The sequence below is a fragment of the Dickeya sp. NCPPB 3274 genome (genome assembly GCF_000406205.1).
GTDB lineage: Bacteria > Pseudomonadota > Gammaproteobacteria > Enterobacterales > Enterobacteriaceae > Dickeya > Dickeya fangzhongdai.
The window spans coordinates 2,937,613-2,954,210 of sequence record NZ_CM001979.1 but is presented as its reverse complement, the minus strand read 5'-3'; the positions used below and the strand labels follow the sequence as shown (position 1 = coordinate 2,954,210).

The following is a 16,598-nucleotide window of genomic DNA, read 5'->3' as shown; positions in this document are numbered from 1 at the left end:
GGCACGCCATGCACCGCGCAGCGGTGTCGATAATCATGAGCGTCGGGTAAGACGCCGGAAGGGTAAGAGTATGTTAACGATTGAAAACTTGAACGTCAGCGTCGACGACAAACCGATCATCAACGGGTTGAACCTACAGGTTAACCCAGGCGAGGTTCACGCCATCATGGGGCCGAACGGCTCGGGCAAGAGCACCCTGTCCGCCACGCTGGCCGGGCGCGAGGACTATGAGGTAACCGGCGGGTCGCTGCGTTTCAAGGGCAAAGATCTGCTGGAACTGTCGCCGGAGGAACGGGCCGGCGAAGGGATCTTCATGGCGTTTCAGTACCCGGTGGAAATCCCCGGCGTCAGCAATCGCTTTTTCCTGCAAACCGCGCTGAACGCGGTGCGCGCTTATCGCCAGCAACCGACGCTGGATCGGTTCGATTTCGAGGATTTCATCGACGATAAAATCCGGCTGCTGAACATGCCGGACGACCTGCTGACGCGTTCGGTCAACGTCGGTTTTTCCGGCGGCGAGAAAAAGCGCAACGACATTCTGCAAATGGCGGTGCTGGAACCCGAGCTGTGCATCCTGGATGAAACCGACTCCGGGCTGGACATTGATGCGCTGAAAATCGTCTCCGGCGGCGTCAACGCGCTGCGCGACGGCAAGCGCGCCTTTATCATCGTCACCCATTACCAGCGTATTCTGGACTATATCCGGCCGGATTACGTGCATGTGCTCTATCAGGGGCGAATTGTGAAATCCGGGGATTTCTCGCTGGTGAAACAGTTGGAGGAGCAGGGCTATGGCTGGCTTACCGACCAACAGTAAAGCGCAACAGGCGCTGCAGCAGTGGCAACGCCTGTTTGATACCGCAGCGCCGCGCGCCGATGAGGCGCAGCAGCACTGGCAACAGGTGATGCAACTCGGGGTTCCCCACCGCAAGCTGGAGCACTGGAAGTACACCCCGCTGGAGCGGCTGCTTGATCATGAATTCACCACGGTAGCGACCGCAAGCGAGGTCACGCCGGCGCAGCGCGACGCGCTGGCGCTGCCGGTCGACGGCTGGCGATTGGTGTTTGTCGACGGTTGCTTCAGCCGTGCGCTGAGCGACGCCGATACCGGGCCATATCAGGTGGAGGTGATTCCGTCAGCCCGGCGGCAGCCCGGTTTGCCGCCAATTCAGCCGGAGGTGTTTTTGCACCTGACGGAGAGCCTGGCGGCGGAACAGACGCTGATTCAGGTCGACAACGGCGTGACGGCGGAGAAGCCGCTCTATCTGCTGCATATCAGCAGTGGGCGGCCGGCGTCGCTCAATACGCTGCATTATCGCCATCATGCGCGTATCGGCGCAGGGGCCAACGCCACGCTGATCGAGCATTACGCCAGTCTGGAAGGGGCATCTCACTTTAGCGGCGCGCGCCTGACCATCGATGCGGGTGAAAACAGCCGCACCGAGCACTACAAGCTGGGGTTCGAAGCCGCCGACAGCTATCACTTCGCTCACAATGACTTACGTCTGGCACGAGACGCTCAGCTTCATAGCCATAGTTTTCTGCTGGGCGCCGGGCTGACCCGCCATCACACCAGCGCGCAGATAAACGGCGAAGGCGTGACGTTGTCGATGAACAGCCTGATGGTGCCGACCGGCAACGAGGTGTGCGATACCCGTACCTGGCTGGAACACAATCAGGGGTTTGGCGAAAGCCGCCAGTTGCACAAGGCGATTGTGCGCGATCGGGCGCGCGGCGTGTTCAACGGCTTGATCAAGGTGGCGCCCGGCGCCCTGAAGACCGACGGCAAGATGACCAACAACAACCTGTTGCTGGGGCGACTGGCGGAGGTGGACACCAAACCTCAGTTGGAAATCTATGCCGATGACGTGAAATGCAGCCACGGCGCGACGGTCGGGCGCATCGACGAAGAACAACTGTTTTATCTGCGTTCACGCGGTATCGGCGAACAGGCGGCGCAACAGATGATTATCTTCGCGTTTGCCGCCGAACTGACGGAGGCGATCCGCTATGACGCGCTGCGTGATGCGGTGCTGGAGCGAGTGGCCCGGCGCCTGCAGGCACTGGGAGGAGAAACAGCGTGAATTATTCCATCGGTCATCATCCTGTCGATCATTACCCTATCGATCGGGTACGGGCGGATTTCCCGATTTTGCAGCAATCGGTCAACGGACAGCCGCTGGCCTATCTGGATAGCGCCGCCAGCGCGCAGAAACCGCTGGCGGTTATCGACCGCGAGCGGGATTTCTATCTGCACGAATACGCGGCGGTGCACCGCGGCATTCATACCCTGAGCGCCCGCGCCACCAGCGCGATGGAGGAGGTGAGGGCGAAGATCGCCACCTTTATCCATGCCGCTTCGGCGGAAAACATCGTGTTTGTGCGCGGCACCACCGAAGCCATCAATCTGGTGGCCAACAGTTATGGCCGTGTCGCGTTTCAGCCCGGTGACAACGTGGTGATCAGCGAAATGGAGCACCACGCCAACATCGTGCCCTGGCAGATGCTGGCGCAGGCGCGCGGGCTGACGCTGCGTGTTCTGCCGATCACCGATGACGGCGAACTGGACATGGCGCAACTGCCGGCATTGCTGGATGAGCGCACCCGACTGGTGGCGGTGACGCAGGTTTCCAACGTGCTGGGCACGGTTAACCCGCTGGCGGAGATCATCCGTCAGGCGCATGCCTGTGGCGCGAAAGTGCTGGTGGATGGTGCGCAGGCGGTGATGCATCAGTCAATCGACGTACAGGCGCTGGATTGCGATTTCTATGCGTTTTCCGGTCATAAATTGTATGGGCCGTCAGGCATCGGCGTACTGTACGGCAAAAGCGAGCTGTTGCAGGCGATGCCGCCGTGGGAAGGCGGCGGCGCCATGATCCGCGAGGTCAGCCTGACGCAGGGTACCACCTATGCCGATCCGCCGTGGCGCTTTGAGGCGGGTTCGCCGCATGTCGCCGGGATTATTGGTCTGGGGGCGGCGCTGGATTATGTCTCCGCGCTGGGGATTGAGGCGATTCAGGCGCATGAGGACCAACTGATGCGCTATGCGCTGGCGTCGCTGGCCGAGGTGCCGACGCTCCGTCTGTACGGTCCGGCGCATCGGCAGGGAGTGATCGCCTTCAATCTGGGGCGTCACCATGCGTTTGACGTCGGCAGCTTTCTCGACCAGTACGGCATCGCCATTCGCACCGGCCACCATTGCGCCATGCCGCTGATGAGCCGTTATGGCGTACCCAGCATGTGCCGCGCCTCGCTGGCGCTCTATTCCTGTCAGGATGAGATTGACCGATTAGTGGCGGGCCTGCACCGTATACATCGTCTGTTGGGCGAGTGAGCTGACGGCAGAAAGTCATTGTTTCTGGAGCATTGTGGGCATTGTTATGGCGCAAATTGCTAGGGCGCAACTGCCGGATCCGCAGAAGTTGCTGCGGAATTTTTCCCGTTGCAGCAACTGGGAAGAGAAGTACCTCTATATCATTGAACTGGGTGCCGGTCTGGCGCCGCTCAACGACGCACAGCGTCAGGACGGCAACCGGGTGTCCGGCTGCCAGAGTCAGGTGTGGATCGATCTGGCCTGTGACGAACAAGGCAACGTGGTGCTGCACGGCGACAGCGATGCCGCTATCGTCAAGGGATTGATTGCCATTGTGTTCAGCCTGTATCAGGGGCTGTCCGCCCAGGAGATTGTCGAGCAGGATGTGCGCCCCTTTTTCGCGTCGCTGGCGCTGACCCAGCACCTGACGCCATCACGATCGCAAGGGCTGGAAGCCATGCTGCGCGCCGTACGGACGCGGGCGGCTGCGTTGGTATAACGCCCACAGGGCGCGACTCCCGCGCCCTGATACGTCACATTTCAGAATCCATCCGGTGGATTTCCTGCTACCTTGCTTTTATCCTTGGGAACTTCCAATGATGAAAAGAGATTCAACCTATTGATAAGAAATAAGAAAGAAGGTGTCTGCCAACGGCAATTCACCCGCGCCTTTTTAGGGTGTGACCTTGTGTTACGCTCTGGCGCTCACCCGATCTTCAGCAGTAAAACAGGAAACCGATAATGAAACGTGCGCTTACCCTGGTGGGATTATTGTTTACCTCCTGTCTGGCGGGCATGCAGCCTGCCAGTGCGACGGAATATTCTCTGCCACCCCCTGACAGTCGCCTGATCGGGGAAAATATTACCTATACCGTGCCCAATGACGGGCATCCGCTGGAAATCATCGCTTCCAAATTCAAAATTGGCCTGCTCGGTATGCTGGAAGCCAACCCCGGCACCGACCCCTACCTGCCCAAGCCAGGCTCCAGCCTGACGATTCCGTTGCAGATGTTGCTGCCGGATACGCCGCGGGAAGGGGTGGTGGTTAATCTGGCGGAACTGCGGCTGTACTATTTCCCGAAAGGGAAAAATACGGTGATCGTCTATCCGATCGGCATCGGTCAGCTTGGCCGCAATACGCCGGTGATGGTGACCCGCGTTATCGAGCGGCGCCCGAATCCGACCTGGATCCCTACCGCCAACATTCGTCGTCACTATAAAGAGCAGGGGATTACGCTGCCGGCGGTAGTACCCGGCGGGCCGGACAACCCGATGGGACTGTTCGCGTTACGGCTGGAAAAAAGCGGCGGCGTGTACTCGATTCATGGCACGAATGCCGATTTCGGCATCGGTATGCGGGTGAGCTCCGGTTGTATCCGTCTGCGTCCGGAAGATATTGAAGCGCTGTTTAATGACGTGCCGGTAGGTACCCGGGTACAGATCATCAATGAACCGATCAAGATTGCGGTGGAACCCGATGGGAAACGTTATGTGGAAGTGCATCAGCCGCTGTCGCGCACCGATAAGGATGACCCGCAAACCATGCCGATTGCGCTGAGCCAGAAGGTGAAAGCCTTTATCCACAATGACGATACCGATGCCGAAGCGGCTCAAGACGCCATTGTGCGCCGTTCCGGTATGCCGGTGCTGGTCAGTGCCGGGCAGAGCGTTCCTCATCAGCCGCTGCTGCAACAGCAAGGGGCGCCGATATCGGCGGTGGTGACATCCCCATCGCACTAACGACTATCCCTCAACGACTACCATCTTAACCACCATCGGTGTCAGGACGTCATCAGCGGGCGTTCTGACACGCCAGACTTGTTGTTGGTAAGGCGATGCCCGGTAACGCGATATGCAATAAAAGGCGAGCGGCACGCTCAGGAGGACGGTGTGATGAGAGCAAAGGGAAGGGCAAAAAAAATGGCGCACAAAGTGCGCCATTTTTCATTCAACCAGTTCTTACTTCTTGTAAGTACGAACCTGGTTGTCCAGGCGCTGGTTAGCACGAGCTGCGTCGTCTTTAGCAGCCTGCACGTCGGTAGCCAGAGCGTCAACTTTGCTGGTCAGAGCAGATACTTTTTCGTTCAGAGAAGAAACGTCAGAAGACAGCTGATCCAGTTTAGCATTGCTGGAGCAACCAGCCAGCAGAGTGGAACCCAGGATTACCGCGCCCAGTACCAGTTTAGTACGATTCATTATTAATACCCTCTAAATTGAGTTAATCTCCATGTAGCGTTACAAGTATTACACAAACCGTTTTCTGATGAGAATAAATTTTTGATGGGAACATGCTTAATTTTGATCGTTCGCTCAAAGAATCATCGAGTTTTACAAACAGGTTAAAAAAGTAAGGAAAACAGCGCTATCTTATCAGATTACTCCGACCTTCACGGCCGCGGATATACCTTTTTTGTATAACCGATCGCGCTATTTATCAGCGATAAACATGGCGCCAAAATAAAAAGCGCCCCGCAGGGCGCTTTGAAATATTCTCATTATCGAATTACAGGCGGTGTACCGAAGAGGTATTGGTGGTGCCGCTCGACACCAGCGCGCCGGAAACCATCACCACTACGTCGCCTTCCTGAGCGAAACCGCTCTTCAGCGCCGCTTCCTTGCCGATGCGGTAGAAATCATCGGTAGACGCGATCTCTTTCACCAGCAGCGTTTCCACGCCTTTGCTCAGCAGCAGCTGACGCGCGGTGATTTCGTTGGTGGTCAGCGCCAGAATGCGGGCATTCGGGAAGTACTTACGGATGGATTTGGCGGATTTGCCGCCGTGGGTAGCGACGACGATCAGCGGCGCTTCCAGTTTCTCTGCAGTTTCCACCGCACCGCGGCATACCGCTTCGGTGATGCGCAGTTTGCTGGTGTTTTGCAGTTTATCCAGACGCGATTTCATCACTTTATCGGTGCGTTCGCAGATGGTTGCCATGATGGTGACCGCTTCCAGCGGGTATTTGCCTTTGGCGCTCTCGCCGGACAGCATCACTGCGTCGGTGCCGTCGATGATGGCGTTGGCGACGTCACCGGCTTCAGCGCGGGTCGGGCGCGGGTTCTTGATCATCGAGTCCAGCATCTGGGTCGCGGTGATCACCACTTTGCGAGCCTGGTTGCATTTTTCGATCATCATCTTCTGAGCGAAGATCACTTCTTCAACCGGGATCTCAACGCCCAGGTCGCCGCGGGCTACCATGATGCCGTCAGAGGCTTCCAGAATGTCGTCGAAGTTGTTCAAACCTTCCTGGTTTTCAATCTTGGAGATAATCTGGATGTGCTCGCCGCCATGCTGTTTCAGGTGGGCGCGGATCTCTTCCACGTCGGAACGCTTACGGATAAAGGATGCCGCTACGAAATCGACGCCTTGCTCGCAGCCGAAAATCAGGTCGCGTTTGTCTTTTTCCGCCAGCGCAGGCAATTGGATGGAAACGCCCGGCAGGTTAACGCCCTTGTTTTCACCCAGATCGCCGTTGTTCAGCACTTTACAGATAACTTCGCCGCCTTTGATCTCGATGACTTCCATACCGATCAGGCCGTCGTCGACCAGTACGGTGTTGCCGACGCTCAGGTCGTTGGCAAAACCGGCATAGGTTACCGCTACGCGTTCCTTATTGCCGATGACGCTCTGGTCGGTTGTGAAGGTGAAAGTCTGACCGGCGGTCAGGGAGGCGTCCGCGCCGTTTTCCAGCTTGATGGTCCGGATTTCCGGGCCTTTGGTATCCAGCAGGATTGCTGCTTTCTGGCCGGTTTTTTCCGTGATGGCGCGCAGGTTCTTGATGCGTTGACCATGCTCGGCGTAGTCACCGTGAGAGAAATTCAGGCGCATTACATTCATGCCTGCGTTCAGCAGTTTGCCCAGCACTTCCTCTGATTCGGTTTTCGGGCCGATGGTACAAACGATTTTAGTCTTTTTCATAACGGTAGTTTCTACAAGTTGTGATGGATAAAAAAACAGGGTGACCGGCGGTTAACCGAAGCTGAACCTCCGGGGATAATACGTTTGCGACTGCGAGAGAATGATAAGTATAGATGGTGACAGGCGAGGGAGAGTGAAGCTGCACGTGACCGGATATTGCCCATAATCAAGAGTGGGCGAGGCGGCAATATCCCTGAGGATTGTGTTGTTAGTTGTGTTTTTGTCAGTGGCACGTGGATTCGCTGAAACCATTCAATGAAACGACGTTCCGTATTATAGTTATCAGGCAAAGAGATACAAGTCATTGAACGGAAGGATAACGCGTATTTTCGTGCTCTTGCGCAAAAAAATGTGCGATTTATTGTTTTTACACAAACTTGTTGCGCAAATGCACTAAGAATATCTGCCTGTCGGTGCGAAATGAGCCCGGCGCCTGGGGCGCTGCCGGCTGGTCTGGCAATGGTATATGCGGGCGATGCGGCGTTATTCAGGTACTATCGCCTGCTATCAAACAATCGACGTAATAATTCGGTTCCTTATTACATGGATTGTGGTGGTTATCGCTAACCAGCGACACTGGCTGACGGTATTTCTGATGATAAAATCGGCTATCCGGATTAAGACCCTGCTGTTGATGATTGATTCTTTTTGGCGAGCTCTTCCTTATTGTTCAGTACCTGCGTTAAGTAGAGTTTCCGGCACGCCTTCTCCTTAAAAAGAGGTCATCCGGCATGAAAAAGACGCGTTATACCGAAGAGCAGATCGCTTTTGCCCAAAAACAGACCGAAGCCCGCTCGCTGGCCTGGGGGGGATACCGTTGATTACCTTGACGTCTTCGACAACCAGACCCGGCGTTACAGCTACCTCGGCGGCGTCAGTCCTGAAGCCTCATCGTGAGGACAGAATTCGTCTACTGATGTGGGGGAAGTCCAAACCCTTTATCCATATGGGATTGTGAAGTCTATTAATAATATGCTGCGTTATTGGGTTTGTGTCGATCCCGGTCACGTTTCCGTCACCGGGAGGTTGAGCCCGCGCGCGCCGGTGGTAAGTTAGCGTCTACAGGTTGTGCCCGGTCAGCGACATTGTTGTGTGGCGCGGTGCGCAATCCGGGGTTGCTACTGCCATTGGCAGGCAAAACCAGATGTTCGCGTTTACGGCGAGCGTCTGGTTTTTTTGTTTTCAGGGGTCGGACAATGAAGATCGCCAAAATATTGAATAATAATGTCGTCACGGTCATGGATGAACAGAATAACGAACAGGTCGTGATGGGGCGGGGGCTGGGATTCAAAAAACGGCCGGGGGATACGGTGGACGCCGCGCTGATCGAAAAAATCTTTTCTCTGCGCAGCAGCGAGCTGACCGCCCGCCTGAGCGATGTGCTGGAACGCATCCCGTTGGAGGTGGTGACCACCGCCGATCGGATCATCGCGCTGGCGAAAGAGAAGCTGAGCGGCAGCCTGCAGAACAGTCTCTACATTTCATTGACCGACCATTGCCACTTTGCCATCGAACGCCACCGGCAAGGGGTGGATATCCGCAACGGGCTGTTGTGGGAGGTCAAACGGCTGTATCAAAAAGAGTTCGCCATCGGGCTGGATGCGCTGGACATTATCCACCGGCGGCTGGGGGTTCGGTTGCCGGAAGATGAAGCGGGCTTTATTGCGTTACATCTGGTCAACGCCCAGTTGGACAGCCATATGCCGGAAGTGATGCGGATTACCCGCGTGATGCAGGAAATCCTGAATATCGTCAAATACCAGTTGAATCTCGACTATAACGAGCAGGCATTCAGTTATCACCGGTTCGTGACTCACCTGAAGTTCTTTGCACAGCGATTATTGGGGCGCACGCCGGTATTTAGCGAAGACGAATCGCTGCACGATGTGGTGAAGGAAAAATATACGCTGGCGTATCACTGCGCCGAAAAAATTCAGGATCATATTATGCTGCATTACGACTATACCCTGACCAAGGAAGAATTGATGTTTTTGGCCATTCATATCGAACGGGTTCGCTCGGAATTACAGGAGCAGGCGGCAGAGTGAATCTCGGGTACGGAAAAACGAAGTTTGCGTGATATCACAAAATAACAGATTACCCGGGTGAAACGCTTGTCAGAATAAATCGCACTGGTAATCTGTAAAGCGATAAATATGGATTGCGACTGTATACCCCCAGCGGAAAATACAGGCAAAACCTGAACCGTTTTTTGCGAGCCTTGCGCCGCGATGAGACGGTTCAGGTTTTTTTTTGTCTTGAAAATGGGGTGTCCTGAAACCGTATATACCCAAAATAATTCGAGTTGCGGGAAGGCGGCAACCGAGTGAATCCCCAGGAGCTTACATAAGTAAGTGACTGGGGTGAGCGAGGGCAGTCAACGCACCTGCAACTTGAAGTATGACGGGTATATACCGGTCACTCAGCGGTTTTCTCCGGGCATGGATCGAGCATTAAGGATGTAGCAATGAATTACGAAACATTAGCCAGTGAAATAAGAGATGGCGTAGGCGGTAAGGACAATATCATTAGCGTGATACATTGCGCCACGCGCCTGCGGTTTAAACTCAGGGACAATGCCAACGCCAATGCCGATGCGCTGAAAAATAATCCGGGCATTATCATGGTGGTGGAAAGCGGTGGTCAGTTTCAGGTGGTGGTAGGCAATCAGGTGGCTGATGTTTATCAGGCGCTGCTTTCCCTTGACGGCATGGCCCGCTTTGGCGACTCGGCCGCGCCGGAAGAGGAGAAAAAAAATAGCCTGTTTGCCAGTTTTATCGACATCATTTCCAGCATATTTACGCCATTTGTCGGCGTGATGGCGGCGACGGGGATCCTGAAAGGCTTTCTGGCGCTAGGCGTCGCCACCCATTTTATGTCGGAAAGCAGCGGCACCTATAAATTGCTGTTCGCCGCCAGCGACGCGCTGTTTTATTTCTTCCCCATTGTGCTGGGTTATACGGCCGGCAAGAAGTTTGGCGGCAACCCGTTTACCACGCTGGTGATTGGCGCCACGCTGGTGCACCCGAGCATGATCGCCGCTTTCAACGCCATGCAGGCGCCGGATCACCCAACGCTCCATTTTCTGGGTATCCCGATTACCTTTATCAATTACAGTTCTTCGGTGATCCCGATTCTGTTTGCCAGTTGGGTATCCTGCAAACTGGAAAAGCCGCTGAATCGCTGGCTGCACGCCAATATCCGCAATTTTTTCACCCCGTTGCTGTGTATTGTCATTAGCGTTCCGCTGACCTTTCTGCTGATTGGGCCGAGCGCTACCTGGCTGAGCCAGATGCTGGCGGGCGGATACCAGTGGCTGTACGGGCTGAATTCATTGCTGGCTGGCGCCGTGATGGGCGCGTTGTGGCAGGTGTGCGTAATTTTCGGGCTGCACTGGGGCTTTGTGCCGCTGATGCTGAACAACTTCAGTGTGATTGGACACGATACTCTGCTGCCGCTGCTGGTGCCGGCGGTGCTGGGGCAGGCCGGCGCCACGCTGGGCGTGTTGCTGCGTACCCGTGACCTGAAGCGCAAGGGGATTGCCGGGTCGGCGTTTTCCGCGGCGATTTTCGGGATTACCGAGCCAGCGGTGTACGGCGTGACGCTGCCGCTGCGTCGCCCTTTTATCTTCGGCTGTATCGGTGGGGCGCTGGGCGCGGCGGTGATGGGATACTCTCATACCACCATGTATTCGTTCGGTTTTCCCAGCATTTTCTCCTTCACCCAGGTGATTCCGCCGACCGGTGTGGACAGCAGCGTTTGGGCGGCGGTGATCGGCACGCTGGCGGCCTTTACGTTTGCCGCGTTGACCAGTTGGTCGTTTGGCGTGCCGAAAGATGAAACACAACCGGCGGCAGCGGATAGCCCGGCGGTACCGGTGGAAACGCAGGACAACGCTGGCGCCGTTCGTGCCGAGACGCTGTTCAGTCCGCTGGCCGGTGAGGTACTGCCGCTAGAGCAGGTGGCCGATCGTACCTTCGCCAGCGGCGTGATGGGCAAGGGGATCGCCATTCGACCTACGCAGGGACGGCTGTACGCGCCGGTAGACGGTACCGTGGCGTCGCTGTTTAAAACCCACCATGCCATCGGCCTGGCCTCACGAGGCGGCGCCGAGGTGCTGATGCATGTCGGCATCGACACCGTCCGGCTGGATGGCCGTTATTTTACCCCGCATGTGCGTGTCGGCGATGTGGTGCGCCAGGGCGACCTGCTGCTGGAATTCGATGGCCCGGCCATTGAGGCGGCAGGCTATGACCTCACCACCCCGATTGTGATTACCAACAGCGAAGACTATCGCGGGGTCGAACCCGTCGCCAGCGGCAAGGTGGACGCCAATGCGCCGCTGACGCAACTGGTGTGTTGAATGATTATTGAACAGAAAAAAGGAGACGAGTGATGAGCAACCCTTTCCCGGCGCATTTTCTATGGGGCGGCGCGATTGCCGCCAATCAGGTGGAAGGCGCCTATCTGACGGAGGGTAAAGGACTTTCCACGTCGGATTTACAGCCTCAGGGCATCTTCGGCGAGATTGTGACGCGCCAGCCGGGCGACAGCGGTATCAAAGATGTGGCGATTGATTTTTATCACCGTTACCCGCAGGACATCGCGCTGTTTGCCGAAATGGGGTTTACCTGCCTGCGCATATCGATAGCCTGGACGCGTATTTTCCCGCAGGGTGATGAGGCAGAACCGAACGAAGCGGGGTTGGCGTTTTACGATCGGCTGTTTGACGAGCTGGCAAAGTACGGCATCCAGCCATTAGTGACGTTGTCACACTACGAAATGCCGTACGGACTGGTGGCAAAACACGGCGGCTGGGGCAACCGGTTGACCATCGATTGCTTTGAGCGCTACGCCCGCACGGTGTTTACGCGTTATCGTCACAAGGTCAAACGCTGGCTGACGTTCAACGAGATCAATATGTCGCTGCATGCGCCCTTTACCGGGGTGGGATTACCGGCGGACAGCGACAAAGCGGCGATTTATCAGGCGATCCATCATCAACTGGTGGCTAGCGCCAGAGCAGTGAAGGCCTGCCACGACATCATTCCCGACGCGCAGATCGGCAATATGCTACTGGGGGCGATGCTCTATCCGCTGACCAGCAAGCCGGAAGATGTGATGGAAAGCCTGCACCAGAACCGGGAATGGCTGTTCTTCGGCGATGTACAGGTGCGCGGCGCGTATCCGGGATATATGCATCGTTATTTCCGGGAACAGGGCATTACGCTGAATATCACGGCGCAGGATACGCAGGATCTGCAATCCACCGTCGATTTTATTTCCTTCAGTTATTACATGACCGGTTGCGTCAGCACCGATGAAGCGCAACTCGAAAAAACGCGCGGCAATATTTTGAATATGGTGCCGAACCCGTATCTGGAAAGCTCTGAATGGGGCTGGCAGATTGACCCGCTGGGGCTGCGTTATTTGCTCAATTTCCTGTATGACCGTTATCAAAAACCGTTGTTTATTGTCGAGAACGGTCTGGGCGCGAAAGATAAGCTCGAAGAGAATGGCGATATTCATGACGATTATCGTATCCGCTACCTGAATGATCATCTGGTGCAGGTCGGCGAAGCCATTGCCGACGGCGTTGAGGTGTTGGGATATACCTGCTGGGGGCCGATCGATTTGGTCAGCGCCTCGAAAGCGGAAATGTCCAAACGTTATGGCTTTATTTATGTCGACCGCGATGATACCGGCCAGGGCTCGCTGGAACGTCGACGTAAAAAGAGTTTTTACTGGTATCAGTCGGTTATTGCCAGTCACGGAAAAACGCTGACGCGCTAATCTACCTCAATTTATTCGCATTGCAGGAAAGCCAATGTATCTGCAACGTGAATTATAGCGCGTATCAATATATCTGAAGTCAACCTGCGGGTAGTGATATCCGCAGGCTGTTGACGCTCGCCGTTAATCGGCAGGCGTGAGTTGTTGTTTTTTCTGTATCCGATTATCCGACGGGAATGTGAATATGAAAATAAAAAATAGCTATTTGGTGATAGCCAGCCTGTTATATCCGGTGTCGTTTATTTCCACAGCGGCGCCATTAACAGTTGAACAACGACTGGCGGCGCTGGAAAAAGATTTACAGGAAACCAAACAGGAGTTGCAGCGTTATAAAGAACAGGAGAAGCAAAATAAAACCATCACCCTTGTCAGGGATAATTCCGCCGCCAGTGCGGGTAATAAGAATAATGCCGGCAGCGCGGCGAAAACCGCTACGCCGATCGCAGATAACGCCTTGTCTTCTGTGGCAGTATCATCCGACAGTCGCGCTTCCATGACATTGCATGAACTCAGCCAGTATGTAAAAGAGGATATCGGTTTTACCTATTCCGGTTATTTCCGTTCCGGCTGGGCCACCGGTTCGCAGGGGTCGCCCAAATCCTGGGCCATTGGTTCGCTGGGGCGGTTTGGCAATGAGCACACCAGTTGGTATGACCTGATCCTTAAACAACGGGTGTTCAATAAAGACGGCAAGTCCGCCTATGGGGTGATAAAACTGGACGGTAACGTCGGTCAGTCCTATTCCGGCGGCTGGTTTGGCGAAGACAGCAGCAATGAAAACAAATTGCAGTTCTCGGATATTTATCTCACCACCACAGGGTTCCTGCCGTTTGCGCCGGAGGCGGATTTCTGGGTCGGCAAGCATGCGCTGCCGGTGTATGAAATTCAGATGCTGGACTGGAAGAGTAATAAAACCGACTCTGCCGCCGGCGTGGGGGTGGAAAATATCAAAGTGGGCGTCGGCTCTATTGATGTGGCGCTGACCCGTGAAGACATCGATGTTTATAACCGCGACCTGACCAAATATCAGCAGATGAATACCAACGCGGTCGAGGCGCGCTATAAAGGCATTCCGTTATGGAACGGCGCCAGCCTGATGGTGCTGGGGAAATACGCGATGGCTAATAAAAACGATACCCAGAAAAATAATGAAGCCAGCAACAACTATTTCCCGATGAAAGATTCCTGGCTGGGCGGCGTGGTGCTGCGTCAGGCATTGCCGAACAACGGCTTTAATGAGTTTACCGCCCAGATGGCCAATAACTCGATTGCCAGCAGTCTGGCGCGCTATGCCGGATCCAGCCCGTTTGTGGCGGTGAACGGTAAATACTACGGCGACCACAGCGGCGGCACGGCGCTGCGTCTGATTTCGCAGGGAGAAATGTACCTGCGCCCGGATGTGATCATGGCTAACGCGCTGGTGTATACCCGCGGGCAGGATGTCTACAGCTATGACACCGGCGCCCATACCGATTTCGACAGCGTGCGCGCGGTGGTCAGACCGGCCTACATCTGGAGCAATTACAACCAGAGCGGCGTCGAGCTCGGCTATTTCAGCCAGACCAACAAGAATCAGGCCGGGAAGTATTTCACCGAGTCAGGCTATAAAACCACGCTGTTCCACACCATCAAGGTCGACACCAGCATGCTGGCTTCCCGTCCGGAAATCCGCTTCTACGGCACCTATATCCGGGTGCTGGATAACGAACTGGATCAGTTCACCTTTGCCGATAGCAAGAAAAATCAATTTACCGCCGGCGTTCAGGCTGAGGTCTGGTGGTGAGTCCCCATGACACAGCCCGCCCGTTTTTACCCTGTACCAATAAAAAAGAGGTTGAAAATGAAAATCAGGAAAACCAGTCTGTGCCTGTTGCTCTCCGCGCTGAGTTTATCCGCGCCGCTGGCGGCGTTGGCCGAATCGGGCGCCATCCCGGCGTTGCCGCGCGCCGACGTGGCGACCCGGCACTACCTGTCGCAGGTCAACGCGGATAACAGCATTACCTTCCGGCTGTTTGCGCCGGACGCCAAATCGGTGAGCGTGGTGACCGGCGCGACGCCGGAAACCTGGGTCGCGCACCCGATGACGAAAAACGATCTGGGCGTTTGGTCGTGGCGCAGCGAGCCGCAGCGGCCCAACCTGTACGAATACTTCTTTAATGTGGACGGCTTTCGCAGCATTGATACCGGTTCGGCGTTGCCCAAACCGCAGCGTCAGGTCAACACCAGCATGATTCTGGTGCCGGGCAGCGTGCTGGATACCCGGGCGGTGCCGCATGGCGAACTGCGCACCGTGACCTATCACTCGGCGTCGCTGAAATCGGAACGGCAGGTCTATGTCTGGACGCCGCCGGGTTACACCGGTACCGGCAAGCCGCTGCCGGTGCTGTATTTCTACCACGGGTTTGGCGATGCCGGTGATTCCGCCGTCACGCAGGGCCGCATCCCGCAGATTATGGATAACCTGCTGGCGGAGAAAAAGATTACGCCGATGCTGGTGGTGATCCCGGACACCGAAACCGATGTTTCCGACGCCATTGCGGAGGATTTTCCACCGCAAGAGCGGCGTAAGACGTTTTATCCGCGTAACGCGGCGGCAGCCGATCGTGAGCTAATCCACGACATTATTCCGCTGGTCAGCGAACGGTTTAATGTACGACGCGATGCCGACGGCCGGGCGCTGGCCGGGCTGTCGCAAGGCGGTTATCAGGCGCTGGTGTCCGGGATGAGCCATCTGGAGCACTTCGGCTGGCTGGCGACCTTCAGCGGCGTGACCACCGAAACGGTGCCGAACGCTCAGGTCACGGCGCAGTTGAGCAACGCCGCCGGCATCAATCAGCAACTGCGCAATTTCACCGTGGCGGTGGGCGAGAAGGATACGGTAACCGGCAAGGACATCGCCGGGTTGAAAGCGCAACTGGAACAGAAAGGCGTGAAATTCGATTACCGGCAGTATCCCGGTTTAGGGCATGAAATGGATGTCTGGCGGCCGGCGTACATCGAATTTGTGCAGAAAGTCTTCAAATAACCACCGCTGTTAGGCCAGCTACGGAAACGGGCAGGGTATCCTGCCCGTTTTTCTATTTAATATTCAACTCTTTATAGCACCCAAAGATAATATATGAACGAAGGGTGAAAAAACCGACAACAGCTCCCGAAGAGACGGCTAATAGCAGAATCATGGGAATGCTAAGAACATGATCAACCGCGATTGCCTGACGATAACCAATATAATAACGAAGAGGGAAATAGAGTAAAAAAATGGTAATAATAGAATACGTCCCCGGCACCGTTATTGTGCCTTCCTTACGGCCTGGGCTGTAGGTCTGAGATGAAAAAATTCGCTTTGCTGCAATCCCGCCGGCAATACAGCCTAATAACCATATCAGACTTGAAATCAGGATGTTGCCTTGTCGTAGTAAAGAGATAATCGAAAAAACCATAAAACAGCCCGGGATAAGTAACAACAGCTTAATGCTAACCTCTTTTTCAAAGCAAAAACTTATACAATAAAAAGTAGTTGAAACCAAAATCACAATTACCCACGCAGGCATCCCTGTTACAGTTTCTAACATAATA

Annotated in this window: 13 protein-coding genes; 10 read left to right on the top strand and 3 right to left on the bottom strand. The window is 55.4% G+C overall.

The window, feature by feature from the left end; all coding sequences use genetic code 11:
• Positions 1-70: 70 nt before the first annotated feature.
• From sufC to DXX3274_RS13200, 5 genes are all read left to right on the top strand, one after another.
• Complete coding sequence (gene sufC, locus DXX3274_RS13220) at positions 71-817, top strand: Fe-S cluster assembly ATPase SufC (RefSeq protein ID WP_042860148.1); 747 nt, start codon at positions 71-73, stop codon at positions 815-817.
• Entirely contained in the window at positions 792-2,084 is a 1,293-nt protein-coding gene (sufD, locus tag DXX3274_RS13215; RefSeq protein ID WP_042860147.1) for a Fe-S cluster assembly protein SufD, read from the top strand. The genes sufC and sufD overlap by 26 nt, the downstream gene beginning before the upstream one ends.
• Complete coding sequence (gene sufS / locus DXX3274_RS13210) at positions 2,081-3,334, top strand: cysteine desulfurase SufS (RefSeq protein ID WP_050569877.1); 1,254 nt, start codon at positions 2,081-2,083, stop codon at positions 3,332-3,334. The genes sufD and sufS overlap by 4 nt, the downstream gene beginning before the upstream one ends.
• A gap of 46 nt (positions 3,335-3,380) precedes the next feature.
• Positions 3,381-3,812, top strand: a complete 432-nt coding sequence (gene sufE / locus DXX3274_RS13205) for a cysteine desulfuration protein SufE (protein ID WP_042860146.1) — start codon at positions 3,381-3,383, stop codon at positions 3,810-3,812.
• A 242-nt stretch (positions 3,813-4,054) separates the two neighbouring features.
• Complete coding sequence (locus tag DXX3274_RS13200) at positions 4,055-5,053, top strand: L,D-transpeptidase family protein (protein ID WP_042860145.1); 999 nt, start codon at positions 4,055-4,057, stop codon at positions 5,051-5,053.
• A gap of 219 nt (positions 5,054-5,272) precedes the next feature.
• Here DXX3274_RS13200 and DXX3274_RS13195 read toward each other — a convergent pair whose 3' ends face one another.
• Positions 5,273-5,509: a major outer membrane lipoprotein gene (locus DXX3274_RS13195; protein WP_012769424.1), complete on the bottom strand. Its 237-nt coding sequence runs from the start codon at positions 5,507-5,509 to the stop codon at positions 5,273-5,275.
• A 307-nt stretch (positions 5,510-5,816) separates the two neighbouring features.
• Positions 5,817-7,229 (bottom strand): pyruvate kinase PykF, encoded by a 1,413-nt coding sequence (pykF, locus tag DXX3274_RS13190; protein ID WP_038668161.1) that lies wholly within the window; start codon positions 7,227-7,229, stop codon positions 5,817-5,819.
• A 1,196-nt stretch (positions 7,230-8,425) separates the two neighbouring features.
• Here pykF and licT point away from each other — a divergent pair.
• From licT to DXX3274_RS13165, 5 genes are all read left to right on the top strand, one after another.
• Positions 8,426-9,277: a BglG family transcription antiterminator LicT gene (gene licT / locus DXX3274_RS13185; protein ID WP_042860144.1), complete on the top strand. Its 852-nt coding sequence runs from the start codon at positions 8,426-8,428 to the stop codon at positions 9,275-9,277.
• A gap of 419 nt (positions 9,278-9,696) precedes the next feature.
• Positions 9,697-11,592: a PTS beta-glucoside transporter subunit IIABC gene (gene bglF / locus DXX3274_RS13180; RefSeq protein ID WP_042860143.1), complete on the top strand. Its 1,896-nt coding sequence runs from the start codon at positions 9,697-9,699 to the stop codon at positions 11,590-11,592.
• Positions 11,593-11,624: 32 nt separating this feature from the next.
• Positions 11,625-13,022, top strand: a complete 1,398-nt coding sequence (locus DXX3274_RS13175) for a glycoside hydrolase family 1 protein (RefSeq protein ID WP_042860142.1) — start codon at positions 11,625-11,627, stop codon at positions 13,020-13,022.
• Positions 13,023-13,206: 184 nt separating this feature from the next.
• Positions 13,207-14,805 (top strand): carbohydrate porin, encoded by a 1,599-nt coding sequence (locus tag DXX3274_RS13170; protein WP_042860140.1) that lies wholly within the window; start codon positions 13,207-13,209, stop codon positions 14,803-14,805.
• A 57-nt stretch (positions 14,806-14,862) separates the two neighbouring features.
• Positions 14,863-16,047 (top strand): esterase family protein, encoded by a 1,185-nt coding sequence (locus tag DXX3274_RS13165; RefSeq protein WP_042860139.1) that lies wholly within the window; start codon positions 14,863-14,865, stop codon positions 16,045-16,047.
• A gap of 52 nt (positions 16,048-16,099) precedes the next feature.
• Here DXX3274_RS13165 and DXX3274_RS13160 read toward each other — a convergent pair whose 3' ends face one another.
• A complete protein-coding gene (locus DXX3274_RS13160) occupies positions 16,100-16,594 on the bottom strand; it encodes a hypothetical protein (protein WP_042860138.1) in 495 nt (164 codons plus the stop codon).
• Positions 16,595-16,598 lie beyond the last annotated feature (4 nt).

Excerpts from the sequence above, each read along its gene's own strand:
- sufC (WP_042860148.1), top strand. The coding sequence starts at position 71 with ATGTTAACGATTGAAAACTTGAACGTCAGCGTCGACGACAAACCGATC.
- sufD (WP_042860147.1), top strand. The coding sequence starts at position 792 with ATGGCTGGCTTACCGACCAACAGTAAAGCGCAACAGGCGCTGCAGCAG.
- sufE (WP_042860146.1), top strand. The coding sequence starts at position 3,381 with ATGGCGCAAATTGCTAGGGCGCAACTGCCGGATCCGCAGAAGTTGCTG.
- DXX3274_RS13200 (WP_042860145.1), top strand. The coding sequence starts at position 4,055 with ATGAAACGTGCGCTTACCCTGGTGGGATTATTGTTTACCTCCTGTCTG.
- DXX3274_RS13195 (WP_012769424.1), bottom strand. The coding sequence starts at position 5,509 with ATGAATCGTACTAAACTGGTACTGGGCGCGGTAATCCTGGGTTCCACT.
- pykF (WP_038668161.1), bottom strand. The coding sequence starts at position 7,229 with ATGAAAAAGACTAAAATCGTTTGTACCATCGGCCCGAAAACCGAATCA.
- licT (WP_042860144.1), top strand. The coding sequence starts at position 8,426 with ATGAAGATCGCCAAAATATTGAATAATAATGTCGTCACGGTCATGGAT.
- bglF (WP_042860143.1), top strand. The coding sequence starts at position 9,697 with ATGAATTACGAAACATTAGCCAGTGAAATAAGAGATGGCGTAGGCGGT.
- DXX3274_RS13175 (WP_042860142.1), top strand. The coding sequence starts at position 11,625 with ATGAGCAACCCTTTCCCGGCGCATTTTCTATGGGGCGGCGCGATTGCC.
- DXX3274_RS13170 (WP_042860140.1), top strand. The coding sequence starts at position 13,207 with ATGAAAATAAAAAATAGCTATTTGGTGATAGCCAGCCTGTTATATCCG.
- DXX3274_RS13165 (WP_042860139.1), top strand. The coding sequence starts at position 14,863 with ATGAAAATCAGGAAAACCAGTCTGTGCCTGTTGCTCTCCGCGCTGAGT.
- DXX3274_RS13160 (WP_042860138.1), bottom strand. The coding sequence starts at position 16,594 with ATGTTAGAAACTGTAACAGGGATGCCTGCGTGGGTAATTGTGATTTTG.